We start from the raw sequence: 26,088 nt of genomic DNA, 5'->3' as shown, positions 1-26,088 counted from the left end.
AGACTTTCATCAAAACTGGGGCTGATGTTTATAGTATATGAAAAGATATTTTTAATGCAAAACTATGTCCTACTCTGAAAAATCCCTCAATTATCCACTCAGCCACAAAATTGATCAAGTTGATGATTACCACGATACTGTAGTAGCAGATCCTTATCGTTGGCTAGAAGATCCCGACTCTGAAGAAACTAGGGCTTGGGTTGAAGCACAAAATCAAATTACTTTTGCATATTTGGGCGAAGTTTCCGTTAGAGAAAAAATTCAACAACGTCTTCACAAACTTTGGGATTATGAAAAGTATGGAATTCCTTTTAAAGAAGGAGAAAATTATTTTTATTTCAAAAATAATGGCTTACAGAATCAAAGTGTTTTGTATACTTTGAAATCTCTGGATTCTGAACCAAGAGTTTTACTAGATCCTAACAAACTTTCAGATGATGGAACTGTTGCTCTTTCGGGTTTAGCTATCAGCGATAATGGCAAGCTTTTGGCATACGGTATGGCGACTTCTGGTTCTGATTGGCAAGAATGGAAGGTGATTGATGTAGAAACTGGTGCAGATTTTCCAGATCATCTCAATTGGATTAAATTTTCCGGTGCATCTTGGACAAATGATCATCAAGGTTTTTTCTATAGTCGTTATGACGAACCAAATGAAAAAACCAAATTGGAAGATATTAATTATTACCAAAAGCTTTATTATCATCAATTGGGTACACCCCAAGCTGACGACATCTTAATTTACCAACGCATTGACCAAAAAGAATGGGGTTTTAATGGCGTTGTCACGGAAGATGGTTGCTATCTGATAATTTCAGTTTGGTTGGGTACTGATTCTAGAAATTTAGTTTTTTATAAAGACTTAACTAACCCCAATGCTGAAGTTGTAGAACTAATTAATCAATTTGAAGCAGATTATAGTTTCATTGATAATGATGAGAATATTTTCTACTTCCGTACCGACTTGGATGCACCACGGGGTAGAGTAATTGCTATTGATACAGCTAATCCAAATCAAGAAATATGGCGAGAAATTATCCCCCAAGCTGAAGCAACTTTAGAAGGTGTCAATATCTTAAATAATCAGTTTATTGCTGATTATTTAGAAGATGCCCGATCGCAAGTTAAAATTTTTGACCTCAAAGGTACATTAATTCGGAATGTAGAATTACCAGGATTGGGCGCTGTAGATGGTTTTGGTGGTAAGCGTGGCGATACAGAAACTTTTTATAAATTCACTAGTTTTACTACACCAGGAACTATTTACCGATATAATTTAGTAACAGGTAAAAGTGAAGTTTTTAGAGAAACAAATGTAGATTTTAATCCTGATGATTACGAAACCAAACAAGTTTTTTATCAAAGTAAAGATGGTACACAAGTACCCATGTTTATTACACATAAGAAAGGCATTCAATTAGATGGGAATAACCCCACTTATCTTTATGCCTATGGTGGTTTTAATGTCTCACTCACGCCCAATTTTTCTGTAAGTATGTTGGTATGGATGGAAATGGGTGGCGTTTATGCCATGCCAAATATACGGGGTGGCGGAGAATATGGTGAAGAATGGCATCAAGCAGGAATGAAGGATAAAAAGCAAAATGTTTTTGATGATTTTATTGCTGCTGCTGAGTGGTTGATTGCCAATAATTATACAAAACCGGAAAAACTAGCGATCGCTGGTGGTAGTAACGGTGGTTTATTAGTGGGTGCTTGCATGACTCAGCGTCCTGAGTTATTTGGCGCAGCTTTACCAGCCGTTGGTGTGATGGATATGTTACGGTTTCACAAATTTACCATTGGTTGGGCTTGGACTGCTGAATATGGTTCCCCAGATAACCCACAAGAGTTTCCTGCACTCTACGCTTATTCGCCACTGCATAATCTCAAACCAGGTACAGCATACCCCGCAACCTTAATTACCACCGCCGATCACGACGATCGCGTCGTCCCCGCCCACAGCTTCAAATTTGCCGCAGCTTTGCAAACTGCACACAACGGCAATGCACCTGTATTAATTAGAATTGAGACTAAAGCTGGACATGGTGCTGGTAAACCCACAGCGAAGATTATCGAAGAAGCCGCAGATAAATGGGCATTTTTAGTGCGGGCTTTAGCTGTTGAGGTTTAGCCGCAGAGAATATTAGGATTTACCCATGAAAGGGTGTAGGGGTATAGGGGTGTAAATGTTTAAAATCCTTACACCTTTACGTCCTTAACCCCTGATATCTAGTCTCAACAAACAGCCTGGGTGCGTCAGTCCTCAATATTTTTATTCCCGATCAGAAACTGGGAATTATTCACCAGCAAAAACTCGCCGTTGAATCAGTGTAATAGCAATAATCACCACTGCTAAAAGAAAGGCGATCGCCGCAGCATATCCCATCTGTAAATAACGAAATACCATTTGATAAATCAGCAGTACTACAGTCAAGGTGGCATTATTAGGGCCACCAGTACCGCCAGAGAAAATATAAGATTGATCAAATAATTGAAAAGTGCCAATTACCCCCACTGCAATCACAAAAAAAGTCACAGGTTTCAACAGAGGAATTGTGATGTAAATAAATTTCTGCCACCAATTTGCACCATCTAATTCTGCCGCCTCGTAAAGTTTTGCTGGTATATCTTGTAAGGCTGCTAGATATATCACCATATAAAATGGTGCAGTTGACCAAATATTCATGAGCATGATGCCTTTGAGGGCAACAGCCGGATCACCCAACCAATTATAAGTAGGCAGTCCCACAAAAGCTAAAAAATCATTTAATAGTCCATCTGTATTATAAATCCACATAAAAATTAGCGTCAGCACTGCCGAGGAAGTGACTGTTGGCAAAAAGTAAAGGATGCGCCACCAGTTTTTACCCCGGATTCCAGCATTTAAGGTTACCGCTAAAATCAACGCCAAAACAGTTTGGCTAGGTACAACAATAACCACATATTCTGCTGTATTTCTTAAGGCAATCCAAACTAATTCATCGTCAACTAATCGCTGAAAATTTCGCAACCCAATGAATTGATAAGCAACACCACCTAAGAGTTGAACTTTGTTGAGCGAAAGGAAAACAGAGTAGAGAATAGGTAAAACTACAAAAGTTCCCAAAACCAACAGAGTCGGCATCATGAACACATATCCGAACAAGCTGTCTGTGATGTTCCGTCTATGGTTATTTCTCCACCTTCTGATTGGCAACACCATCTAACTGGCCTGTAGTTGTGGGTACTGTGCGATCGCTATCGTAGCGGAAGGAATTAGTTGACTCATAGACACCCTATGGATGATTTTTTGGTATTTTCCTCAAAACATAGCCTGGTTTTCGGGAAAAATGAGGCGAAAAAGTTCTTTAGCCATCACCACACTCAAGGAATTGAGCCTAAGATAAATAGTATGAGCCTTCAACAACTGTATTAAGTGAGGTTGTTTTCAGGGCTAGAGAGTCTTTGGAATCATGTTCTGCGGATATTGAACTACTAATTGCTAACTGTGACCGTGTAAAAATGCCTAATCTGACATCTTGCATTTGTTACACTTCCTCATCTCCTTGTGGATGAGGAATCTGGTAACAGGTAATTGGACTATTACCCATTACCAAAGCGACGGAGTGAGTAACCTCGACCACCCGGATGGAGTTTCCCGCCGCTTTAGTAAATGACAAGGTGCTGGGCATTACCTATCAAATAATAGGTAATAACTTAAAAACAATTCAGGAATTATTAGCAGTTAGTCATAACTGATGAAGAAAGGGACACAAAAATGAAGATAGCATTTGCTACAAGTGATAGGATTAATGTTGATGCTCACTTTAGCTGGGCGCAAGAAATTGATGTTTATGAAATTTCCGACGGGGGTTATGAATTTATCGAAACTCTCTCCTTTAATAAGGAAACTCCAAAACCTAGTGAAGATACAATCGAAAAAGGCGAAGGGGGTTGCAAACACGGTAAAAGCGATTGCAAAAAAGCTAAAAAAGAAGAGGAGCAAAAACCTAAGGTTCAAAATGGTGAAAGTCATGATAAGGTAGCTCAAAAAATCGCAGCTTTATCTGATTGCAAAATTGTATATGTAGCCTCCATTGGCGGTGCTGCTGCTGCTAAGTTAATCAAAAAGGGCGTAATGCCAGTTAAACCACGTTCAAAGAAGGAAGATATTATCTACCTTTTGAACAGATTAGTGCAAACTCTTAAAGGTAATCCTCCGCCTTGGTTACGTAAAGCTCTGCGGCCAAATCAAGAAAGTCTCGGCGAACTAGAATCTGTGTAAGAAATTCTCTCTAGGCTGATGCTAATTAGGGATTAATCATAGATGGAAACTTTCGCTTCATCTTCCATCTCAATTTTCCTATTTATCAATTAACTAGGTTGGCAAAACATACTAGGTTAACGGCTAATAATTAGTCAAGAAGACGCGATTAATCGCGTCTCTACAAATGGTTTATTCAAATTGGTATCACTTAAATTAATACTCTGCTGCAATTCCAAAATAAACAAGTCAACAAATCATTCTTGTCAAATGTATTAGCTATGTTATTCACTTCATTTATTACTTTAGGGCTAGCTATATTTTTTGTAGTTATTGCTCTAAAAATTACCAATCAAATCTGGCAGGTTATTTGTATAATCGTAGGCTTCTTTTGGCTATGCTGTAGCCTTAAATTCTCACTGATTCCTTTGGAAGTATTATTGTTAATTGCTCTGTTTATGACTAGAAAATTAACACGCAATTATTCTGGTGAATAAATCTAGGAAAAAGATTGTAGCTAATCTTTCATTACATATTCTGGGTTACTTATACCCATTTAGCATGGGCGATCGCATTTTTGTCTGAAAATAGAGGTTAGGGGCTAGAGAAGACAGGTGACTAAATACTCCTCAGGATGAATGAAAATATGACTCAAGTAGTATAAAAATTAGGTCTGTATATTTCCACATTAATTATCGATAGGTCACTTATGATTGGCTTAAAGTCCAAGAACAGGTAACACAATCTCTCCCTGATGCAAACTTAACAATAGGAAGAAGAATTGAGTTAAGTCTTGTTAGTTAAAGTCTTGATATCTTTCTCCCTCGTCATCTTATCCCTCATCCCCCAACATTATATGAGGAAATTACCATGACCAATGTCATCACTTACAACAACGATAAAGGACTTCTTGCCTATATTCAATTTTTGGCAGATAGAGCGTTAAAACCCAGCAATGGTAATACTGACCCAGTTTTTGACTTCGAGGATGCACTCGACCAAACAGAAATGGCGCAGTTAGCTGTTGATGAGTTGAAAAAAATTCCCGAAGTTAACACCTTGTTTGCGGAACGCTGGCTACCAGCACCTTTCAATTTAGATGATTTAGCTAAACTTCCAGAGGGAACATTAGGCCATGTCTACGCCATTGAAATGAAAGCTAGAGGTTTCGACCCATACTTTTATAAGAAAGTCCCTGTAGTTGATGACATCTCATATCTGAAAATGCTTTGGCGCTCTACCCATGATATATATCATGTCGTCGCTGGATTTGATACTGATGGGATTGGTGAAATTGGTCTTCAAGCTTTTGTTTTGGCTCAAACCCCAATTCCTATTAGTGTGATGTTGGTAAGTTTTGGTATGGTGATGACTAGCCTTTATCAACCAGCAAAATTCCAAGATTTAATGGCAGAAATAGCTCGTGGATATAGTTTAGGTTCCCATACGCCGAGGAAGTTAATCGCTCAGAAATGGGATCAGTTTTGGGATGTACCAGTGATTGAAATCCGTAAGTGTTTAGGCATAAATACTGTAAAGCAACGTGAAATAGCTTAGGAGACTGGGAATAAAAGAAAAAACCCAGCCTTTGGAAAAACTGGGTTACTGAAATTTAATCATCCGAGATGCTTCAAAAATCTAGAGCCAATCTCGATAAGCAGAAATTTCATTGACACTAATCTCTAAAGGTTCACCTTTGCCAAAAGGGGGATAAACGCGAATTTTGGCATTTTTGGTAAACCTCTCTAGGCGATTTCCTAATTGAGGAATATTGCTGACTATGTGCCAGTAAGAGACAATATCTGGACAGTCAACAATCAGCATAACGATCGCATCTTTTTTGGTAAGATACCACTGGCAATTATTCAGCAATGCTTGGGTAATGCGATCGCAAGCTTGGTAAAAGCATCTGCCAATAGACTGTTCTAGCTCCAGATGCAGTATTCCATCCTCTTTTGACACCACACTAGGCGGTAAATCATCGGGTGGAAGCAGATTCAATTTAGACATAATTTTGTACCTCTTGGTTGTAGCGCTGCAAGCTTTCCTGATTTTTTTGCAAAGCAAAAGATGAGGGTTTGAGCGCTAATGTACCTAGATCCAATTCGTCTTGAAATTTCTTGATTTTGTCTCGACAAGTAGCCACATCACCAATGATGGAATTTTCAATCAAGTAGTCTTCATCAAAACAAATATTTGTGCGGTCAAATTGCTTATGACCGCTAGAACCGCTCTGCATTACTTGGGACGAATTGGCTGTCATTTTCTGGCTAAAATACCTAATAAAAGGTAAAGCCTCACTCACTGCTTCATCATAGGTTTTACCTACATAAAAGAAGCGCGCTAAAACAAATTTTTCCCCACCACTAGAATTTATGGCTCGATAGGTTTCCACCGTCTTTTTTAATCTCTCCAGAGCAAACGGCGGCCCCCCCATCAAAGCAAAGGAATGTTTGGCCGCAAATTCGATACCTGCATCATCACCAGTGGCTAGATAAACGGGGATTTCTTGCTGTAAAGGTTTCGGGTAAACTGTGAGGCGATCGCACTGATAATATTGTCCGTTAAATGATACATCAGTTTCATATAAGAGCTTTTGAATCAATGCCAGTGCCTCTAACATCATCGCGCGAGATTCGCCCATTGGTGTGGCAAAATGCTTGTTATGTTGGGGAAATGGCCCCCCTTTAGCCACACCAAATAATAATCGTCCATTGCACAAATTATCTAAGGTAGCAATATCTTCCGCCACCCGAATCGGGTTGTGGAATGGTAATAAAACCGCCGCCGTACCTAATTTAATAGTTGAGGTGACACCTGCTAAATGTGCCATCAACAGCAATATTGACGAACTGAGATTTACTTCATTAAAATGATGCTCTGTTACCCAAGCCTCGTCGAAACCCAACTTTTCCGCCTGTCGTACTAGCGCCACTTGTTCAAAAATGGCTCGACGCGAGTCTTGGTGATGATTTTCGTAATTGCAGAACAGTCCAGTTTTCATTATTTGCTAGCGATTCCTACTCTACCTTGCTACCATCTGCAACTCCAGCCATAGGCGTGGGTCGTTATCTTTCAGCTTTGACATGGGGTCTCGCAATAATCGTTTAGCATTCATGCAAACTACTTGCACTAACCCCATGTTTTCAGCTACTTCTCTGAGTATTTCTTTTTGAGTCTGCACATAAGGGAGCATTTCACCAGAACAATAAATCCCTATATATTGCAAGCGTCTAGCAGGTCGTCCCCAAAAACAGGTGATGACTTTCACATGACACCCGTCTAATAATTCCCCGACTTTTGGGTAGTAGTGATTGACGACTCTTGTGAATTCCTTAGCTAGGATATCTTCCGCAATCATTGCAATTGATATTTATGTAGCGTACATCACGCTAACTAATATAACATATTTTTGTCATTTAATGTTGACAATTCAGCATTATTTTCTTCCTATTATTAATAGAATATATGTAAAAAAATAAAATAAAATTAATATTTATACTTGTATACTTGAAACGAAAGATCCCCGAATTCTTTAAGAATTCGGGGATCTTTATTGGTAAAATATTGCTTACTATTTTATCTAGATTTGCGTTCTGCAACTAATACTTCAGCCACAATTTCTGGTAAATGACTCAAGTCGGCAAACCCTTCGGAAGCATGAATCGGGGAAGCAAAAGTATAGTTAGGGTCACATTCTCCTGTATCGTATACTTGGATGTACCATCTATCAGGAAATCCTTCTATACCTAACTCCACAATGTACCAACTCTGACCCGTCAGACGAGAATTAAAGATGCTAAACCAATCTCTGTATTCATCTACAATATTCCAGTCTGCTAGGAGAAACTCTAACGCTATGTGTCCAGCATCAGTTGCAGTTAGTAGCATTATTACCCCTCATTTGCTCCTTCAGATTTTTGAAAATCAGGATATAAGCCTAAACTTTTCGCTAACTCACGAGCTAAAAAAAATAAAAACTGCGCCCCATCTTGATTACCTTGATGTGCAAATGCTGTTGCTACTTGTACGATAGTTTCCACAAAACCAGCATCAATTAATTCTGCTTTGGCTTCTAATATTTCCGGTTCTTGACCATTCGGACATTGCAGCAATTCATCAATTAAATTAAAGTATGAAGTTTGGCGTTCTTGTGTTGCTTCAGTCATAGTGAATTTGTTTTTTTTTACAAAATTGTTAGCGGTTAGTGGTCAGTCGCCAGTTGTTTTTATCTTGAAATTTGAATTGATTCATTGTTCAATGCTTTGCTGCCAAAGTCTTTCTAACATTTCAATTTGTTCTCTTAAAACAGCAGCACGGTAAACAAGATATCTGTCATACACAATAATTCCTAACCCAATAAATATAGGGGTTAGCAAAACGAACCATTGCAGGAGGACAGCGAGTTTGTACTGTTCAGCAGTCAACAGTTGATTCACAATATTTCGATCAGAAATTTGGGTGCTAACTTGGGGTAGTTCTAAGTTTTGAGTTGTGTTTGCGGTAGATAGAGTGGTATCTGCTGGATTAATATTATTGACTGCAAATGCTAATTTCTGTGTTTTAACGAACTCTATATGTCTTACCCAAACAACACCAAATATTATTAGCCCTGGAGATAACACCATGAAAGTAACTAAAAAAACCGTGAGAACATTTAAGAGTTTGACTTTCATCTTTGCTCTCCTATCTTAAAGAAGGAAATGGGGAGTAGGGAGTGGGGAGTAGTCTGACAAACTTTTTCATGCTCTCGTTATCAATAAAGTTCGATGGTCTAACTAAGTAGCCGACACGGAAAAATAAAATATGTCATAATTGAAAAATCATATTATTTTAAAAAGCGCGTATACTTTAGCAAATTTAGGTATCCTGAATACTTAATTTAGGTTATCAGCTACTAATTATTAAATATGTTCACCGATTACTCTTTAATGATTAAGAAGTCCCCCCTAGTTCTTTGGTTTAACCCATTGAATTTCGGGGGGTAGAGGGGAATCTCTGCGTAAATCCTATTAGTTTTATATCAGCCGACCTTCTGACCTATGGTTTATATGAGTCGGATCAAGATTATTAAATTTATTAGTTTTGTACTCAAATCTGCAATCCCTTATCTTATAAAGATTACAAAAATAATTTGGGGTATGGGTACTAGTATTTTTGAGGTGGGGTACTAGCATTTATTGACTGGGGTTCTGGCATTTATCAAAGCAAGCTCAAAGCTAAATATGTGGCGAATACAATCAACTTTGTGGTTGAGTGATTTATGCTAAAAATTTGTACTCAAGCAAAATATATGTATTGGTGAGTATATAAAAATAAGTCCGAAAAAACAATTAAAATTCTATAAAATGTGTGATTTGAACAAAGTGATAAAATAAATTCACCAAATTCTTAGTTATGTAGACGATGGCTACAAAAATAGAGTTCCATGAGCAAGAGATATTTAATATTTTTTAATGTGTAAATGTGTTCATAGTGACAAAAGACATTAAAAAAGAAAATTGCTGGGCAAATGTTTTTAAATAGCTTTATTTAGTCACCAGTTTTATGCTTTAGTGAAAGTACATCACATATATTCTCACGCAATCTGATTTGTAAATTTAATACTTCTAAGGTAACTGTTATAAGCTAATTGTTATAAGTAAACAATTCACTCTAAATTAAGAATTTTAGGAGTAAAATAATGCGAATTGCTAATGATGTAACAGAACTTATTGGAGGTACACCTTTAGTTAAGCTTAATAAGATTCCCCAAGCGGAAGGAGTAGTTGCCAGAATAGTTGTCAAACTAGAAGGAATGAATCCAGCCTCTTCCGTAAAAGACCGGATTGGGGTGAGTATGATTAACGCAGCAGAAGCAGAAGGTTTAATCACACCGGGAAAAACTATTTTAGTAGAACCAACTTCCGGTAATACAGGAATTGCCCTGGCAATGGTAGCCGCCGCCCGTGGTTATCAGTTAATCTTGACTATGCCAGAAACCATGAGCCAAGAAAGACGGGCTATGCTGCGGGCTTATGGTGCAACTTTAGAGTTGACACCAGGTACGGAAGGTATGCGGGGAGCTATTCGCAAAGCTGAAGAACTTGTGGCTAGTACCCCTGATGCTCATATGTTGCAACAGTTTCGCAACCCAGCTAACCCCAAAATCCACCGCGAAACTACCGCCGAAGAAATTTGGAATGATACCGATGGTGAAGTTGATATTGTGATTGCTGGGGTGGGTACTGGAGGAACGATTACTGGGATTGCAGAGGTACTGAAGCAACGCAAACCCAGTTTTCAGGCGATCGCAGTTGAACCCAGCAATAGCCCTATCCTCTCCGGTGGACAAGCTGGGCCGCACAAAATCCAAGGTATCGGCGCTGGCTTTGTTCCCGATGTCCTCCGCCTAGAATTGGTGGATGAAGTCATCAGGGTGAGTGATGATCAAGCGATGAGTTACGGGCGACGTTTAGCCAGGGAAGAAGGTTTGTTATCTGGTATCTCTTCCGGTGCGGCTTTGTGTGCAGCTTTACAGGTGGGGAAACGTCCAGAAAATGCCGGTAAGTTAATTGTGATGGTTCAACCTTCCTTCGGCGAACGCTACCTCAGCACCCCTTTGTTTCAGGATTTGACGAATGAAACTGCTGGTGTTCGGTAATTTTGTGCAATAACTTTGTTGGAGTTGGAGACGTAGCGGTGCTACGTCTCTATGGGTGTTTGGTGTTTAATGATGACAGCTTTGTCTGTGGTGTTCTTGTTGACCGTGATGGCTGCATCCACCTTGATGGTCGTGGTGATGATCGTGACTATGACCACCGTGGGCGCAGCCTTGCAAGTCTTGGCTCATAAGGTTTTCGCTCATGGCGCGGAAGGATTCGTCCACGGGTTTTAAGCCAATCCAAGTTTCGAGGATTTCGACATCAAAACCAACCTCGCGGCGATCGCCCACTTGCAGTAAAGGGCGACGAATTAATAAAGGTTCTCTCAGCATTAAAAGTAAGGCTGTTTGCTCGTCTAGTTGTTCGGGAACAATCTCACCAGACTTGATTTGTGGCGCGGAACGATTAAACCAGTCGGTGACTGGGCGATCGCCAAAAAATGAACGCAGACGTTCCACTGTCCAAGGTTCCGTAAGCAGGTTGTAAGTGATCACTTCATGTCCAGCCGCAGTTAACAAAACTTTCTGACGAGTACCACCTTTACAGCCGGGTTTTTCATAGAAAATTACTCTAGCCATTTGAAGTATCTCCTAATGAGTAGGGAATGGGTAATGGGTAATGGGTAATAGGGAATAGGAGGATAATTAACCTGATGTGCAACCTATTCTTGAAACCCCTCTCCATAGCTTGCTACTCTACGAGTTCTCCGTAGGAGTACCCGCAGGGTACCTCTCCCCTGCAAGGAGGAGCCACTGCGTTGCGCGGGTTCCCCGCGTTGTAGCAAGTGGCGTAGAGGCTTTAATTCTTGCTCCCCTTCCCTGGTAGGGAAGGGGTTGGGGGTTAGGTTTGAAAAAGTTGCACACAGCGTTAATGATTAATTCCTACTTTCTACCCTCCCCCTTAAAATTTTTTAGCACTATGGGTAACTGCATCAAACTCAAATCTTTGTTTGGGGTCAGTTTCGCCATAGATATTAAAGGTGACCGTTGGTTCATCACCTATTGCTTGGACGCTATGAATTGCGTCGGGAGTGAAGCTAATCATGTCCCCTGGTGATAAAGTAATTTCTCCCGTTGCCTCGATTTTGTCTTGAGAATCTGGGGTTTTTGTGCGTCGCCAAACAGTATTTTTCTCTTGCCCTTTTAAGACCGCAACAACTCCCCAAGTTCCATGATTATGAATAGTAGATAGGGTTCCTGGTGCAAATGAGACTGTTTGCACAGTCAAGGGAAAACCCAATTCATCATATAGGAGGAGAACAGAGGTTCCTGTGGTTGGAGAAGGTTCTAAATACTGACTTCGCACCCAGTACGAATTTACAATCAAGCGCCTGACGAGCATTCGGATTTCAGGTAAGCGAGTAGATTCATCACTTACCTGATTGAGAATATCTTCCATCTCAGTTAAAAACCGATAAAGACGATAATTCTCTTGTAATAAATCCCAACTTCTCGCAGATTTACACACTTGATATTGACCGTCTCCTGTCAAGAGCCAATCCCTACCTTGCATGATCTTTAAACTCTCAGTTAAGAAAATCTAGGAAGCACAAATACGGGGGTGTTAACGTTCGGTAGGTTATCAGTTGTAGGGAAAGTAGGAACTACAACTGTAGAGGGAAATTGGTTGTTATTAGTGTTAGAAAATGTAGATAGAGGTTGAGGGGAAGATGCGCTGAAAAAAGAAAAAATCTTCATGGTTGTTGAGTGTTAACTGGTAAACATTGACTGATTTAATCGTCTTCTTCTGCTGGACGCGTCAAAACATCCAGTAGGATTCCTGCACCGAAATCATGCTTGTCATCAATTTCCTTGACTCTCATGCTGATTTCCTTAGCTTGCTCGATTTCCCCTAACTTAGCTAATACCAATCCAGCAGCTGCATAAGCGTTCAAGTATAACCTGATTGGGGATTCCTCTCTACGATTAACCAATATAGGTTTAAGTTCCTCCCATTTATCAGGAAACTTTTCCGATTCTCTAATTTTATCTAATAATTGGTAAGTTGTTTGCAATGCTAAAGAATAATTATTTTTATAGTAAAAAAACCTATATGCTGCTACTAATATATCAGTATTTTTTCCTGTTTTATCTAAAGCTTGTTGAATATATTGCTCTGATACTGAAGTATTCTCCCAACTCTGTGCAGCTAAAATTAACAAATGTTTGATATCTTCAGGGACTTGGAACCAGGAAAATTTATTAGTGTCTGTATGCAAAATAACCTCCTGGGAATTGGTAATAGCTAATGGGTAATTGGAAAATCTATTACGCTTTTAAATTACATACTCACTTGTATGGTTTGTTGACAGTTGACGGTTAACTGTCAACCGTCAACTGTCAACAGCTAACACAAAAAGATGTACAAGTTAAATGCCTGACAGCTTATTACCTATTACCCTTGTATTTACAAAAGGTTGAGCAGATAAACCAAGGTAAAAAGAACAATCCAGATGATGTCTACGAAGTGCCAGTAAATTTCTGCCATTTCGATACCTGTGTGTTTAGTGGCTGAATAATGGCCAGAACGGCGCGATCGCCACAACACACCTAAAATCAATAACAGCCCGATAAATACGTGCAGTCCGTGGAACCCAGTCATGATATAGAAGCAGTTGGCAAACACATTGGTAGTCAGACCGTACCCTAAATTCTGGTACTCGTACACCTGACCAGCTAAAAACACTGCTCCCATAATCGCCGTCAGGAAATACCAAATCCGCATTCCCCAGACATTACCTCTCTTAATCGCCATATCACCGAAGTGAATGACCACACTGCTAGATAACAGAATAGCGGTGTTAATTGCTGGGACAAACAACTCTACCTCTGTTCCTTCCGGCGGCCACACCTCGGTAGTCCCCTTGAAAAACAGATAAGTGGCAAAAAATCCCCCAAACATCAAAGATTCAGAAATCAGGAAAGTCAACAACCCCCAAACTCGTAAATCTGGATGCGCCTCATGTCCCCCATGAGCCTCATGGGCAGTCACACTAGTCATATTCACTTCTCCATCAATTTTTCGGTTCTTTACCTCTCACCCAACCCCTCTCCTAGCACACACCCAGCGTGTAGCGAGTAGTATGGCAAGTCAACTGTGCAAGGTTAATAGCAGCAAAAAAACCTCTTTCTCCCCCTGCTTCTCCCTTCCCTACTAGGGAAGGGGGCTAGGGGGTTAGGTTTGTACACTTACTTCTGGTGCGGCTTCCAAACTATGACCATAGTCATAAGGCCCATGAGTCACCACAGGTAAAACTTCCCAATTCTCTACCAAGGGAGGAGAAGCAGTAGTCCATTCCAGGCTCAAAGCTTCCCAAGGATTATCTCCAGCTAATTCGCCCTTGCGCCAACTCCAGAGAACATTGATTGTAAAAGGAATCACCGATAAGCCTAAAATGAATGCGCCGATGGTACAAAGTACATTCAAGTCAACAAATTGGGGGTCATACATCGCCACCCGTCGAGGCATACCTTGCAAACCCAATTTGTGCATGGGTAAGAAAGTCAAGTTAGTTCCCACCAAGGTCAGGGCAAAGTGAATCCGACCCCAGCCTTCGCCCAACTTCCGCCCTGTCATTTTGGGGAACCAGTGATAAATCCCGGCATAAATCCCAAATACAGAACCACCAAACAGAACGTAGTGGAAGTGTGCCACCACATAATAGGTGTCGTGGACATGAACGTCAAAAGGTGCTGTACCCATCGTCACGCCGCTTAAGCCGCCCATGACAAACATGGACAACAAGCCAATCGCAAACAGCATGGCGCTGGTAAAACGAATCTTTCCACCCCATAAAGTTGCCACCCAACCGAAAATTTTCACACCCGTAGGAACAGCAACAATCAAGGTAGAGATGGTAAAGAACATCCGCATCCAACCGGGTGTACCACTGGTAAACATATGGTGAACCCAGACGAACAAACCGACAACACAGATGGCGACACTAGAGTAAGCGATCGCCTTATAACCAAAAATTGGTTTCCGTGCATGAACGGGAATCACCTCCGACATAATGCCGAAGATGGGCAGAATCATCAAATATACTGCTGGGTGAGAGTAGAACCAGAATAAATGTTGGTAAATAATGACGTTACCGCCAGCATCTGGTTTGAAGAAGGAAGTACCAAAGTTGAGGTCAAATAACAGCAGAACTAAACCCGCAGCTAACACTGGTGTAGAGAGTAGTGCTAGTACAGATGTTGCCAAAATCGCCCAGCAGAACAAAGGTAGTTGATCCCATTTCATGCTCGGAACCTTCATCATCAAGATGGTGACGACAAAGTTCACAGAACCGAGAATGGAAGAAGTCCCTACTAAGACAATCGCCAAAATCCACAGGGTTTGTGCAGTTGGCGCTGTTACTAAACTCAATGGTGGGTAAGCAGTCCAACCAGACTGAGAACCACCAAAAATGAAGCTAAGTAACAAGAGTAAACCGGCTGGTGGGTTTAACCAAAAGGCGATCGCATTCAGTTTGGGAAACGCCATATCCCGCGCCCCAATCATCAAGGGGATGAGATAATTACCAAAACCCCCAATAGCACTAGGAACAATCCATAAGAAAATCATGATTGTTCCATGATTGGTCATGAATGCGTTGTACAGATTCGGATCAATGAAATCTGCATCAGGTGTTGCTAACTCGGTACGGATAGCGATTGCCATCAACCCACCGATTAAATAGAACAAAAACGCTGTCACTAGGTATTGGATACCAATCACCTTGTGGTCTACATTAAACGTAAAGTAATCTCGCCATTTCCAAGCTGGCAGAGTTACGCCATGTCCAACCGCCAAATTTTTTGGCTGATTGTCGTCTGGTGGAATGTGTGGTGGAAATTCAACTCGTGTCATAAGCTATTGTGCCAGAATTTTTGAAGAATCCACTAATGTACAGACGTTGTCTGCAACGTCTCTAAAGTGGCTGCACTAATTCCCAAAGTTTGGGTATGGGGTGCGAGAAACTCGGATGTTGATAAATTAGCTGGGTTAACTGCAACAGCCTGATGTAGATTTTGTTGTTGAGCAACCTGATTTTCTGCCAGCCAGCTATCAAACTCCTCTGGTGTGTGGACAATAACCTGCGATCGCATTGAACCATGATAACCACCACAAAGTTCAGCACACACTACCGGATATGTCCCTGGTTTGGTAGCTACGAATCTTAATTCGGTAGGAACCCCAGGAATTGCGTCTTGCTTCAGTCGGAATTGGGGAACCCAGAATGAGTGAATTACATCCTGTGCTGAAAGATTGAGTTGCACATCAGCACCCACCGGAACGTGTAGTTCTCCGGCGGAAACACCGTTATTAGGATAATCGAATAACCAAGCAAACTGCATCCCAGTCACATTAACAACCAAGTCTGCGGTTTTACCGGCAGTTGTTGGACTTGCACCAATCCCAATTCCTGGATTAATTGCAGATGTCGAGGTATCGTTTAGTGTTGCTGCTAATGCAGTACCTGAGGAGTTAGCCACATGAGTGGAAGCATGGGGATGAGTCCCAGGTTCTAATCCTCCCATTTGGTTGAAGACATCTACGCTATAGATACCTAAGCAAATCACAATTATTGATGGAATTGCCGTCCAGAAAATTTCTAAGGGAACGTTCCCTTCCACTGGTACGCCATCGGTATTATCACCCCGACGACGACGATACTTGAACAAGAAAATCAGAATTGTGCCTTCTACTACCAAAAACAGCGCCACTGCAATGGTAAACATAATATTAAAAAATCCGTCTACCAAAGGCGCTTGTTCCGATGCTTGAATAGGTAGTAGGTTGTGATTTTGACCAATCCAAAGACTAATTACCCCAACTACTATTCCAGCAATTAGAGTCCAGAGTGAAACAGGAATTTGCTGCATACCACCTACTCATTTACTTATCGAAATTGGGAATTGGGAATTGGTAATTGGTAATCGCCTCATTAACACCAGTACCTAATCCCTAGCCCCCAATCCCCAGTTTCCTTTTATTTCACTTATTAACTTTTTAACTTATGCCTATAAAAATTGGGGGAATTATTCCAGATATCTTCATATCTTTCCCCCAAAACTTAACAATATATTTTTCGCCATATCCCCAGTAGCTTCTACTTCTCCAAAGCTACTGACATCAAAAAGACACAATTATTTTTAACAGCAAGTATGCTTTGTTTAATATTTAACAGTTAGTGATTTACGAGTTTGTTTACCGTGAACTTTTCGCTAATTCTCGGTATTTTTTGGTACAGAAACAAAACAAAATTCAATATATCATCCTTCAAATTCTCCAGGTTTTGAATTTTGTTGGCGTAGCCTTGCCGTAGGCTATTTTGAATTTTGAATTCTGTCTTCCCCTCTTATTACCTTGCGAATAATCATGTCCTATGGTGAAAAACTTAATTTTCTAAAGGGTTGTGTGTGTAGCAGTTCTTAGGACAAATCCGCGCACAAGCTTGACATCCAATACAGTTTTCTGGATGAGCAACTACCATCACTTTGCGCTCGATTTCATCATCTTCCTCATCTTCTACAAATTCACCTTCTTCATTGAGTGCTTTCAAATCCAACACAGGATAACCACATACCTTAATACATCTGCCACAACCGATACATTTATCTTTGTCAATTGATTCGGCAAATTTAGGTGTCCAAGTGTTGCCTCCAAAGGTCAATCCTGTGAGTACCGCCATGTATATTCTCCTGGCAATTATGCCAATAAATTTCCCAGTGCTTTAATCATCATCTTAACTTAATATTATCTATTTCTTTTGTTGTTAATCTATTAATTTGCGAGAATCAAAATTTCCTGACTTTATACAATTTTTTGGTTGCATTTGTGATTCAAGTGTTAATGAGAAAGTTTATTATTAATTTCTTAAATGTATTTAATGTGTAAATACTTATTGATTTTATCCTGTAAGAAACTTACTATAATAGATTAGTTTCAATAATTGACTTATGTAGCCAAGAGGTATTTGCAAATACAAGATGCTACATAGTTATATTTTTAAAATGTCATGATTTGTAAGGAAGAAAATGACATTTATCATTAGTCTTTAATAAATTGATTATATTTTCTATATAAACAGTCTTTAAATATACAGGATTGGGGGTTAAATTGTTGACAACCAATCAAATTATCCATGTCATTGGCTATCTTCAGGAAAGATAATTAATCCACGTGAAATATTAGGGCTATTAATAATGATGATTAATCACATTTTTACTAAATGTAAATGTTCGCCAGAGCTATTTTGGTTAAGGGAATAAGGCTTAAACAAATGTTCGCAAGCGAAGTATTTTTTAAATTCTTTAAAACCATTTGTAGGCTCATTATGAACAAATTTATCAAACTAGCTATGAAATGTTTATTGAATGAAGAAGTAATCTTAGGCTCTAGTGCAAAGTCTGAAATAGCTTCCAATTGGATGCAAAATCTCAAGATGGATGTGAGCAATTATTTCGGCAAGAATCAAATATTTTTGCTGGGTAGCTAATGAAGTAAATGGTTAGTTATTAATCAACAGGACACATCCAGGGGGAAACTTGAGCCAAACATCTCAACGATTAGGGTGGGAAGAAAGTTATATGCCTTATACAATTCCTAACAACAGTTGCGTTGGATGTGACAACTGCCGTCCCCAATGTCCTACGGGTGCAATCAAAATCGAAAACAATCAATACTGGATAGATCCCTCTCTTTGTAATAATTGTGAGGGTTATCATGCTGAACCGCAGTGCGTGATAGCTTGTCCAGTCAAATCCCCCATACCGTGGCAAGCAAAGAAGGGGAGATGTAAAGTGGAACCACGAGATGCAACTAGCCCAGACTTATTTTCTAATGGGAAGAATAACCCATTTGCATCGGCGATCGCAATTTGGGAAGCCTGCAACCTACTCGCGCAACGTACAGCCCTGAACTGGGAAACTGACGAAGCAGGCTATCTCTGCTACAGTCGAGCAGTCAACCAAGGACGAGGAAAAATTGCCTTTCATATCCAAGACCCGTTTCAAGTCAGCGAAAAGGCCAAAGATGTAGCAGCCATTGAGGCATTCGATATTAGAGCCGCTTGTATCCATTTAATTCTAGCTGCCCACGCCACAGCCTTAGATAAACCTTGGGAACAGGAGTTTACCATTGACGAACGACAGCTAGAAAAATATTTAGGTTTAGAGAAACGCAAAGACCTGAGCAAAGCTGCCAAACTAGCCCTAATGAAAAATCTTGTGCAGCAAGCTTGCTCACTTATTATTTCTATGGACTGGCCTCAGCAAGGACAAGTCAAGGGATTTTCAGTCGCCAATAGCCGCTTGTGGGACTTAGTAAGTATTCAGCACCACTTTCAAGAAGATAAATTGGGTTGTAAATATCTTGTTGGGCTAACATTTAAAGTCAAAGCCGGGACATGGAGCCAATATTTCTTAAACAAACAAGGATGCAAAGAACGCACTGCATTCTATCAATATGGTAGCCTACCCAAAACCCTGTTAACCACCGTCATGAGTATTTGGCAGCAGCACGAAGGAGCCGTAAGATTAATGCTGTGGTTATTATTTAAAACCAAAATGGGCAAGGAACAACGCATCACAGTTCCTACCTTACTACGCATTGCTTATGGTCAAGAAAAAGTCAACCTTGCTACTAGACATCGAGAAGAACGCAAACGCCTATTGCGGACATTTGAAAATGATTTAGAAGTACTAAATCATTTAGGAATTAAACCCATCTTCGATCCCATCACTTATCCTCCTGCTATCCAACCCCTATGGGCGAAATTAGTAGATATTCCTGAAGACCCCGACGAAGCATTAGAGTTTTGGATTAATGATGCTGGGGGTGAAACTCGCCTCACTGATAGTGGCCCCCGTGGCAAATGGAATCTGTTGATGAATGCACGCATTTTATCCTTTGAATTACCACCAGAATGGGAAAGACAAATTGCTGAATCAGAAAAAAAACAACGGCGAACTGCTAAGAGTAGACAAAAAATAAAAACCGCAGGAGATTTAGTTGGTGAGCAAATTTTGCAAGCTCGCAAAAGTTTGAATTTATCTCAACGGGAATTAGCAAAGCTCACTGGTAAAAGCCAAAGCTGGATTCGGGACATAGAAAATGGTCGCTTAAAAGCGAAGCTAGAAGACCAAACTCTTTTACGCAAAGTGTTACACATTGCTTAAGCAATAAGCAGCAATTTCATAAATTAAACCGTCGATGTCTGTTGTTATTTAGTCTCAAATTATCATTATTAATCGGCGGTTATTTATAATTATCCAATCACAAAACACACATAAATCAGTTAAAATCTATATATTCACATTTTATATCACTTGCTTATCGTTAAAATTATCAAGCTAAAAAGCCTATTATTTCGTGGGATGGGCATTGCCCATAATTGTTTTAAATTTTGGTTTTAAATTTTGAATTTTGAATTGGAGCGAAGCGACTTGACATCTACCACTACAGACAGCTTTGTTAATATTTTATGGGAAGCGGCGGCTGCTTATCGTGAGCAAAACAAAAATCGTCCCCAGCCAGAGGTAATAGTAAATGCTTTGTTACAAGCAGAAACATCGGCTAAAAAACAACACCTAACTTATGATTTTTATAGTTTAGTTGGACAATGGCGATTGTGTTTTGCAACAGGGACGAAAAAAGCGCAAAAACGCGGGGGAATAATTTTAGGTAAGGGTTGGTATGTACCCCAATTTACCAAAATTTATATATCCTTCAATTCTGGTTCAACAGAGGATGTTAACAGAGGAGAAGTTGGCAACCATGTACAGTTGGGATCATTATTATTGAAACTTACAGGCCCGGCTAAATATTTAGGTAAGAAAAATCTTTTAGCTTTTGACTTTACCCAAATGTATATTCATGTATTTGGTCAGAAACTTTACCAACAAAACATTCGTTCTGGAAAAGGTAATTACGAAGACTTTTACAGCCAATCCATAGCTAAACAAGCATTTTTTGCTTTCTTTATAGTGACACAGGATTTTATTGCCGCCCGTGGACGTGGGGGCGGTTTAGCGCTGTGGATTCGGGACAATAATTAGTATAGCTGTTGACTGTTGACTGTTGTCTGTTGACAGACTTGAAAGCCTTTTATTGTCAGGTTTTCATCTTGGCTGGATGTCCGAATCTATCTGGCTATGGCTATAATTCACAATTGTGTAGAGTATGTATTGCCAAAATCAAATAAGCATCCTATTTTGTATGAGTAAGAGAAGCGATCGCTTGCTCAATTTCTTTACTGACTAGCTGATTGCCTTGTAAGCTTAGATGAATATGGTCTCTGTATAAGGCTTTGAAGTTATTTGTGGCGTTGAATATTGGTAAAAAATCTATATATTTCATCTCCTGGGACTGAGTAAAGTCCTTTAGGCGTTGACGTGCTGTGATTTCGTAATCACGGGGGCCAGGTTCACCTAGTTCTCGTAATAAGGGAGTCATCACTAGCAGAAATTGGCTATTGTTTTCATGAGCGAATGCTTGAATTTTACCAATCGCATCTAGATTAATCTCTACACGATCGCCCCCTTCTTTCTGTAATGCGGCTAATTCTGGGATTGACTGGGGTTTTTGGATGTAACGCTGCCATACTTCTACTAATGCTAGGGGAGGTTTTTTGTCTGGATAGTTGCGATCGCGTCCTACTGGTAAAGATGTCGGTGCAGTGGCAAATAAATCATCAGTATTCAGTACTAACACAATTACCTGGGCATGAAAGTTACCATAACGTTGCAAGTAAGCTAGCTCGTTTCTCGGCCCCCAGGAATTAGCCGAAGCATTCAGTACCTCTACTTGGCGATAATTGTCATGAGTTGATGAACTAAGGGAAACTGTCATCAAATTGGAGATTGTATTCGTTTGATCTGTCCACCAACCGCCGTTAATAATCGAATCCCCCAACAGTAGAACCCGTAGCGTGGCGGGTGCAGGTGTCTTCGCGATCGCAGCACTACGCATAGAATATTCATTAATTTCTATGCGATTACCAAAGCGACGGGTACGCTGGTTAGGAGCCAACAAGTAACCAATGTGCTGATCCCCGATGTAAACCAAAGGATTACCAAAACCAAAAAGCGATCGCAACCCTATCTCCAGCGCTAGTAATCCTATGGTTATTAGCGAAATCATTGTTAATACTAATTTCATTTATCACCAACCTTTCCTTAAACGCGGAAAACAACTAAATTTAAAGTAAATGATTATACTGATTTTTTTCAATAAAAGATTACGCTCATTTGATTGAAAATTTCCCCTCAAATTTAGCGAACATAGACTTTTGCTCAATTCCTCATTACCTATTCCCTATTCCTTAAGCATGATTTTTTCGTATAAAACTGAACAACTAGTCTAAAGAAGTAAGTAAAATTGGTGATGGAAATGTTGCAAAGCTTAAACAAAATATTATTAGTAATTTCGCCTGATCAGCGAATAGAAAGACTAAAATCAAAACGGGTAAATTAGCCCAGTCAAAAAGGAGGATTACAAAGTTATGTCCGACTTAAATCGCGGAATTATGAAATTTGAAGGGGCCGATTCCCCTAAAGTCGTCACCGTCTCTACAGTATTACTGTTGGGAGCGATCGCTGGTTTGATTATTTGGGCGTTACAAGCAGCTTACGCACTCAACTGAGCGTGTAATAGCTTAGAGGGACACTGAAACCTCATAAGTTTTCATTGCGTGACAGGAGAAGGCAGGGGGAGCAGGGGATGCAAATCCCATAAATAAATTTAGGGGCTTCCAGTAGGGATGCCGTATTTCTGGCGCTACGTGTCTGGAAATACATCTTTTTTTCTTTCTCATAAATAAATTTAGCGAAAAGTTCTGTAGGCGGTGAGTCCAGTGCTGTAGGAGGGTTTCCCTCCGTAGGCAACTGGTGAACCCGGAGGGGTTTCCCGCCGTAGGAACGCCACTTGCCACAAGTCGGGGAACCCTTTCGGCAGTTCCTTCTGGGGGAAACCCCCAAGATCGGACTGCCTCACCAACGCAGTGGCTCAACTTTTCAAGACAGGGGCAACAGAGACCACTTCTGAGCAGGAGAGGTATTTTCTTTCCCCCCCTGCTTCTCTTCTTCCCCTGCCTCCCCTGCTCTCTTTGGTGAGTCCTCATAAATTTCCATCATGTGTGTTCATCAAGCGACTAACAACATCCCCAGAATCAGCAGCCAAAATTGTAGAAAAACTTTAGATATTGAAGATTTGAGGTTTTAAGTGCAAGATTAATCTCAAATCAAAAATTCATAAATGAGAGAACTTTGGGGTGCCTTAGTTATATTAATTGTCTGTCCCTTCTTGGGCGCGTTACCTGTAATTGCTTGGATTACTTACGCGCTCAAGAAGAGACGTTTAGCTCAAATAGGTACAAGAAATATCAGTGTCTCCGCAGCCTTTTACCACGGTGGAACAATTGCAGGGATTTTAGCGGTAGTATCAGAAGCCCTCAAAGGAGTCGCCGCAATTTATCTTGCTCGTGCTTTTTTCCCTGAGGGGTCATTTTGGGAATTGCTTTCCCTGATAGCTTTGGTACTCGGCAGGTACTTTATGGGCAGAGGGGCGGGGACAACCAACGTCGTTTGGGGATTATTAGTACATGATCCCCTGCTCACAATCTTTGTGAGTCTATTGGCAATTATCAGCTTCACCCTGTTGCAGTCGAGAAATGTGGTAAAGTACGGGGTCTTATTTGTGTTTCCTTTATTTGTGGTGCTTCTCCACGCCGAAGACTTTCCTAAAATCATTAGTGCTGTAGCACTAGCGGGATTGTTATGGTGGATTTATAAAAAAATTCCTGACGACTTGGATTTGTCTTCCCAAGAGGTAGATTCAGAGTCACAAGGCGCATTTGAATATTTACAAGGCCAAGATATCATCCTCAGTTTAGATGATGAGTTAGATCCGGCGATCGTGGGACAAAAAGCCGCTACTTTATCTCAAATTAAGCGCTGGGGTTATCAAGTACCCAAGGGTTGGGTACTCACCCCTGGTGATGATCCAGAAAAATTATTAGAGTTTCTCCAACCTTCCGAATTATCACCCCTAGTTGTCCGTTCTTCCGCCATTGGGGAAGACTCAGAACAGGCTTCGGCGGCTGGGCAATATTTAACAGTTTTACAAGTTGCCAGTTATCAGCAACTACAACAAGCCATTACAGAAGTCAGAGAATCATATCATTATCCACCGGCTGTGCAGTATCGGCGCGATCGCGGTCTACCCGACACAGCCATGTCAGTCCTGATTCAACAACAAGTCCAAAGTGCCTATTCTGGGGTAGCTTTTAGCCGTGATCCTATTACCCAGCAAGGTGATGCGGTGATTATCGAAGCTTTACCTGGTAGCCCTACTCAAGTTGTTTCTGGCAAAGTCACACCAGAACAATATCGGGCTTTTGTACTGGAGGCAGATAATTTGTCTTCGGTAAAACTAGAAGGTACAGGACGAGTACCACAGGCATTAATTAAACAAGTGGCTTACTTAGCTCGTCGGCTAGAAAAGCGTTACTTGGGAGTACCGCAAGATATCGAGTGGAGTTACGACGGACAAACCTTGTGGTTATTGCAAGCAAGACCAATCACGACCTTATTACCCATCTGGACAAGGAAAATCGCGGCAGAAGTGATTCCTGGTGTGGTGCATCCCTTAACTTGGTCAATTAATCGTCCCTTAACTTGTGGCGTTTGGGGTGATATTTTTACGATAGTATTAGGCGATCGCTCTACAGGATTAGATTTTACAGAAACGGCAACCCTGCACTATTCTAGAGCTTATTTTAATGCCTCTCTTCTGGGAGAAATTTTCCTGAGAATGGGATTACCGCCAGAAAGTTTAGAGTTTTTAACAAGAGGTGCAAAAATCAGTAAACCACCGTTGCAGTCAACCTTACAAAATCTGCCGGGATTACTCAAGTTACTGAAACAGGAACTCAATTTAGAAAAAGACTTTAAACAAGATTACCAAAAGGTATTTATTCCGGGGTTATCTCAATTAGCCAATGTGTCCCTAGAGGAACAAGAGATAGAGGAACTGCTAGCCGGGATTGATTTCAACCTAGAATTGATGCGCCGTGGTACTTATTACAGTATTTTAGCTCCCCTGAGTGCCGCCATCAGACAGGGAATTTTTCGGGTGAAAGATGAGCAAATTGATAACAGCGTCACCCCAGAAGTAGCCGCTTTACGCTCACTGAGAGCTTTAGCTGTAGATGCTAAACAGGTATTACCAGAGTGTGAACCTGAGCAAGTCTTCGATAAATTGGCGCAAGTCCCAGGGGGAGAAAAAATTCTGTATGAATTTAACGAACTATTGGAAGATTACGGTTATTTGAGTGATGTCGGCACAAATATTGCTGTCCCCACTTGGAAAGAAGACCCCCAACCCATCAAACAGTTATTTGTCCAGTTAATTCAACTCAGTGAGCCAGAAAAAGCCGAATTAGAAGCCAAGAAAGTTGTCGCACCGAAACGCAAACGCGGGACTGTACAACGACGAGTAGATATTAAAGGGCGAGTCACCGAGCTTTATTCCCGGCTATTAGCCGAATTACGGTGGCGATTCGTGGCTTTAGAAAAAATTCTGCTGAAATCGGGTGTATTGAAGGAAGTAGGCGATATCTTCTTTTTAGAACTCGATGAATTACGAGATTTATTAGCAGATACCAATGATGAGTTAAGAGTTAGCTTAAACGAACTAATCCAATTTAGGCGATCGCAATTCCACCAAGACAGTCAAATTGAACAAGTCCCCCTGGTAGTCTACGGCAATATACCCCCTCATCCTTCAGAAACCACAGACGTATACTCTGACCAAATATTACAAGGTATTGCCGCCAGTCACGGACAAGCCGAAGGCAGAATCAAAGTGGTGCGAAACTTACAGAACTTACCAGACATCGACAAAGATACAATACTGGTAGTACCTTATACAGATTCCGGCTGGGCCCCTTTGTTAGTTAGAGCCGGAGGATTAGTTGCTGAAGCCGGCGGTAGACTTTCCCACGGGGCGATCGTCGCACGAGAATATGGTATACCTGCGGTGATGGATGTTAAAGGCGCAACCTGGATTCTGCAAGATGGTCAACGAGTCAGAATCGACGGTTCTAGGGGGATTGTGGAACTATCCAACGATTTACGACCAGAATGATTAGAGTGTAGGGAGTGGTGGGTAAGTCATTGATTCCTAATTTTGAATTTTGTTGGCGCAGCC

General features: G+C 40.7%; 25 protein-coding genes. 8 read left to right on the top strand and 17 right to left on the bottom strand.

Annotated elements, in window-relative coordinates; all coding sequences use genetic code 11:
* Positions 1-64 precede the first annotated feature (64 nt).
* The gene (locus tag H6G14_RS03045; protein ID WP_190565673.1) at positions 65-2,134 is read left to right on the top strand and encodes a prolyl oligopeptidase family serine peptidase; all 2,070 of its coding nucleotides are present in this window, start codon (positions 65-67) and stop codon (positions 2,132-2,134) included.
* 165 nt (positions 2,135-2,299) lie between these two features.
* Here the strand turns inward: H6G14_RS03045 and H6G14_RS03040 are convergent, their stop codons facing one another.
* Complete coding sequence (locus H6G14_RS03040) at positions 2,300-3,205, bottom strand: carbohydrate ABC transporter permease (RefSeq protein WP_190565672.1); 906 nt, start codon at positions 3,203-3,205, stop codon at positions 2,300-2,302.
* Positions 3,206-3,530: 325 nt separating this feature from the next.
* On the bottom strand, positions 3,531-3,674 hold the full coding sequence (locus H6G14_RS03035) for a hypothetical protein (protein WP_190565671.1): 144 nt from the start codon (positions 3,672-3,674) through the stop codon (positions 3,531-3,533).
* 86 nt (positions 3,675-3,760) lie between these two features.
* Here H6G14_RS03035 and H6G14_RS03030 point away from each other — a divergent pair, with 86 nt between their 5' ends.
* Positions 3,761-4,267 (top strand): NifB/NifX family molybdenum-iron cluster-binding protein, encoded by a 507-nt coding sequence (locus tag H6G14_RS03030; RefSeq protein WP_190565670.1) that lies wholly within the window; start codon positions 3,761-3,763, stop codon positions 4,265-4,267.
* An 849-nt stretch (positions 4,268-5,116) separates the two neighbouring features.
* On the top strand, positions 5,117-5,803 hold the full coding sequence (locus tag H6G14_RS03025; RefSeq protein WP_190565669.1) for a Coq4 family protein: 687 nt from the start codon (positions 5,117-5,119) through the stop codon (positions 5,801-5,803).
* An 81-nt stretch (positions 5,804-5,884) separates the two neighbouring features.
* Here the strand turns inward: H6G14_RS03025 and H6G14_RS03020 are convergent, their stop codons facing one another.
* The 6 genes from H6G14_RS03020 to H6G14_RS02995 form a co-directional block, all read right to left on the bottom strand.
* Positions 5,885-6,256, bottom strand: coding sequence for a hypothetical protein (locus H6G14_RS03020; protein ID WP_190565668.1), 372 nt, complete (start codon positions 6,254-6,256; stop codon positions 5,885-5,887).
* Positions 6,249-7,250: an LLM class flavin-dependent oxidoreductase gene (locus H6G14_RS03015; RefSeq protein WP_190565667.1), complete on the bottom strand. Its 1,002-nt coding sequence runs from the start codon at positions 7,248-7,250 to the stop codon at positions 6,249-6,251. The genes H6G14_RS03020 and H6G14_RS03015 overlap by 8 nt, the downstream gene beginning before the upstream one ends.
* Before the next feature lie 21 nt (positions 7,251-7,271).
* Positions 7,272-7,607: a hypothetical protein gene (locus tag H6G14_RS03010; protein ID WP_010996681.1), complete on the bottom strand. Its 336-nt coding sequence runs from the start codon at positions 7,605-7,607 to the stop codon at positions 7,272-7,274.
* 218 nt (positions 7,608-7,825) lie between these two features.
* Positions 7,826-8,137: a hypothetical protein gene (locus tag H6G14_RS03005; protein ID WP_190565666.1), complete on the bottom strand. Its 312-nt coding sequence runs from the start codon at positions 8,135-8,137 to the stop codon at positions 7,826-7,828.
* 2 nt (positions 8,138-8,139) lie between these two features.
* Positions 8,140-8,415 (bottom strand): hypothetical protein, encoded by a 276-nt coding sequence (locus H6G14_RS03000; protein WP_190565665.1) that lies wholly within the window; start codon positions 8,413-8,415, stop codon positions 8,140-8,142.
* Positions 8,416-8,496: 81 nt separating this feature from the next.
* A complete protein-coding gene (locus H6G14_RS02995) occupies positions 8,497-8,922 on the bottom strand; it encodes a hypothetical protein (RefSeq protein WP_190565664.1) in 426 nt (141 codons plus the stop codon).
* A gap of 1,007 nt (positions 8,923-9,929) precedes the next feature.
* Between H6G14_RS02995 and cysK the strand changes: the two genes are divergently transcribed.
* On the top strand, positions 9,930-10,889 hold the full coding sequence (gene cysK, locus H6G14_RS02990) for a cysteine synthase A (RefSeq protein WP_190565663.1): 960 nt from the start codon (positions 9,930-9,932) through the stop codon (positions 10,887-10,889).
* A 66-nt stretch (positions 10,890-10,955) separates the two neighbouring features.
* Here cysK and H6G14_RS02985 read toward each other — a convergent pair whose 3' ends face one another.
* The 7 genes from H6G14_RS02985 to fdxB form a co-directional block, all read right to left on the bottom strand.
* Complete coding sequence (locus H6G14_RS02985) at positions 10,956-11,468, bottom strand: ArsC/Spx/MgsR family protein (RefSeq protein ID WP_190565662.1); 513 nt, start codon at positions 11,466-11,468, stop codon at positions 10,956-10,958.
* Positions 11,469-11,790: 322 nt separating this feature from the next.
* Positions 11,791-12,402, bottom strand: a complete 612-nt coding sequence (locus tag H6G14_RS02980; RefSeq protein ID WP_190565661.1) for a cysteine dioxygenase family protein — start codon at positions 12,400-12,402, stop codon at positions 11,791-11,793.
* 220 nt (positions 12,403-12,622) lie between these two features.
* Entirely contained in the window at positions 12,623-13,108 is a 486-nt protein-coding gene (locus H6G14_RS02975) for a hypothetical protein (protein WP_190565660.1), read from the bottom strand.
* A 188-nt stretch (positions 13,109-13,296) separates the two neighbouring features.
* Positions 13,297-13,890, bottom strand: coding sequence for a cytochrome c oxidase subunit 3 (locus tag H6G14_RS02970; RefSeq protein ID WP_190565659.1), 594 nt, complete (start codon positions 13,888-13,890; stop codon positions 13,297-13,299).
* A 174-nt stretch (positions 13,891-14,064) separates the two neighbouring features.
* Positions 14,065-15,744, bottom strand: a complete 1,680-nt coding sequence (ctaD, locus tag H6G14_RS02965; protein ID WP_190565658.1) for a cytochrome c oxidase subunit I — start codon at positions 15,742-15,744, stop codon at positions 14,065-14,067.
* A gap of 32 nt (positions 15,745-15,776) precedes the next feature.
* Positions 15,777-16,760, bottom strand: coding sequence for a cytochrome c oxidase subunit II (locus tag H6G14_RS02960; RefSeq protein ID WP_190565657.1), 984 nt, complete (start codon positions 16,758-16,760; stop codon positions 15,777-15,779).
* A gap of 515 nt (positions 16,761-17,275) precedes the next feature.
* Positions 17,276-17,569: a ferredoxin III, nif-specific gene (gene fdxB, locus H6G14_RS02955; protein ID WP_010996669.1), complete on the bottom strand. Its 294-nt coding sequence runs from the start codon at positions 17,567-17,569 to the stop codon at positions 17,276-17,278.
* An 898-nt stretch (positions 17,570-18,467) separates the two neighbouring features.
* Here fdxB and H6G14_RS02950 point away from each other — a divergent pair.
* Positions 18,468-20,057: a helix-turn-helix domain-containing protein gene (locus H6G14_RS02950; RefSeq protein ID WP_190565743.1), complete on the top strand. Its 1,590-nt coding sequence runs from the start codon at positions 18,468-18,470 to the stop codon at positions 20,055-20,057.
* A gap of 267 nt (positions 20,058-20,324) precedes the next feature.
* Entirely contained in the window at positions 20,325-20,936 is a 612-nt protein-coding gene (locus H6G14_RS02945; protein WP_190565656.1) for a hypothetical protein, read from the top strand.
* A gap of 151 nt (positions 20,937-21,087) precedes the next feature.
* On the opposite strand, the gene H6G14_RS02940 is transcribed toward H6G14_RS02945, so the two are convergent.
* A complete protein-coding gene (locus H6G14_RS02940; RefSeq protein WP_190565655.1) occupies positions 21,088-22,038 on the bottom strand; it encodes an SGNH/GDSL hydrolase family protein in 951 nt (316 codons plus the stop codon).
* Positions 22,039-22,381: 343 nt separating this feature from the next.
* On the opposite strand from H6G14_RS02940, the gene H6G14_RS02935 reads away from it, so the two are divergent.
* A complete protein-coding gene (locus H6G14_RS02935; protein ID WP_041455947.1) occupies positions 22,382-22,522 on the top strand; it encodes a hypothetical protein in 141 nt (46 codons plus the stop codon).
* Between the two features lie 179 nt (positions 22,523-22,701).
* Here the strand turns inward: H6G14_RS02935 and H6G14_RS02930 are convergent, their stop codons facing one another.
* Positions 22,702-22,872, bottom strand: coding sequence for a hypothetical protein (locus H6G14_RS02930; protein ID WP_190565654.1), 171 nt, complete (start codon positions 22,870-22,872; stop codon positions 22,702-22,704).
* A gap of 261 nt (positions 22,873-23,133) precedes the next feature.
* Here H6G14_RS02930 and H6G14_RS02925 point away from each other — a divergent pair, with 261 nt between their 5' ends.
* On the top strand, positions 23,134-26,025 hold the full coding sequence (locus tag H6G14_RS02925; RefSeq protein WP_190565653.1) for a glycerol-3-phosphate acyltransferase: 2,892 nt from the start codon (positions 23,134-23,136) through the stop codon (positions 26,023-26,025).
* Positions 26,026-26,088 lie beyond the last annotated feature (63 nt).

The sequence above is a fragment of the Nostoc parmelioides FACHB-3921 genome (assembly GCF_014696625.1).
Lineage (GTDB): Bacteria > Cyanobacteriota > Cyanobacteriia > Cyanobacteriales > Nostocaceae > Trichormus > Trichormus parmelioides.
Note: the sequence above shows the minus strand (reverse complement) of the source record. Positions and strands in the feature narration are given on the sequence as shown.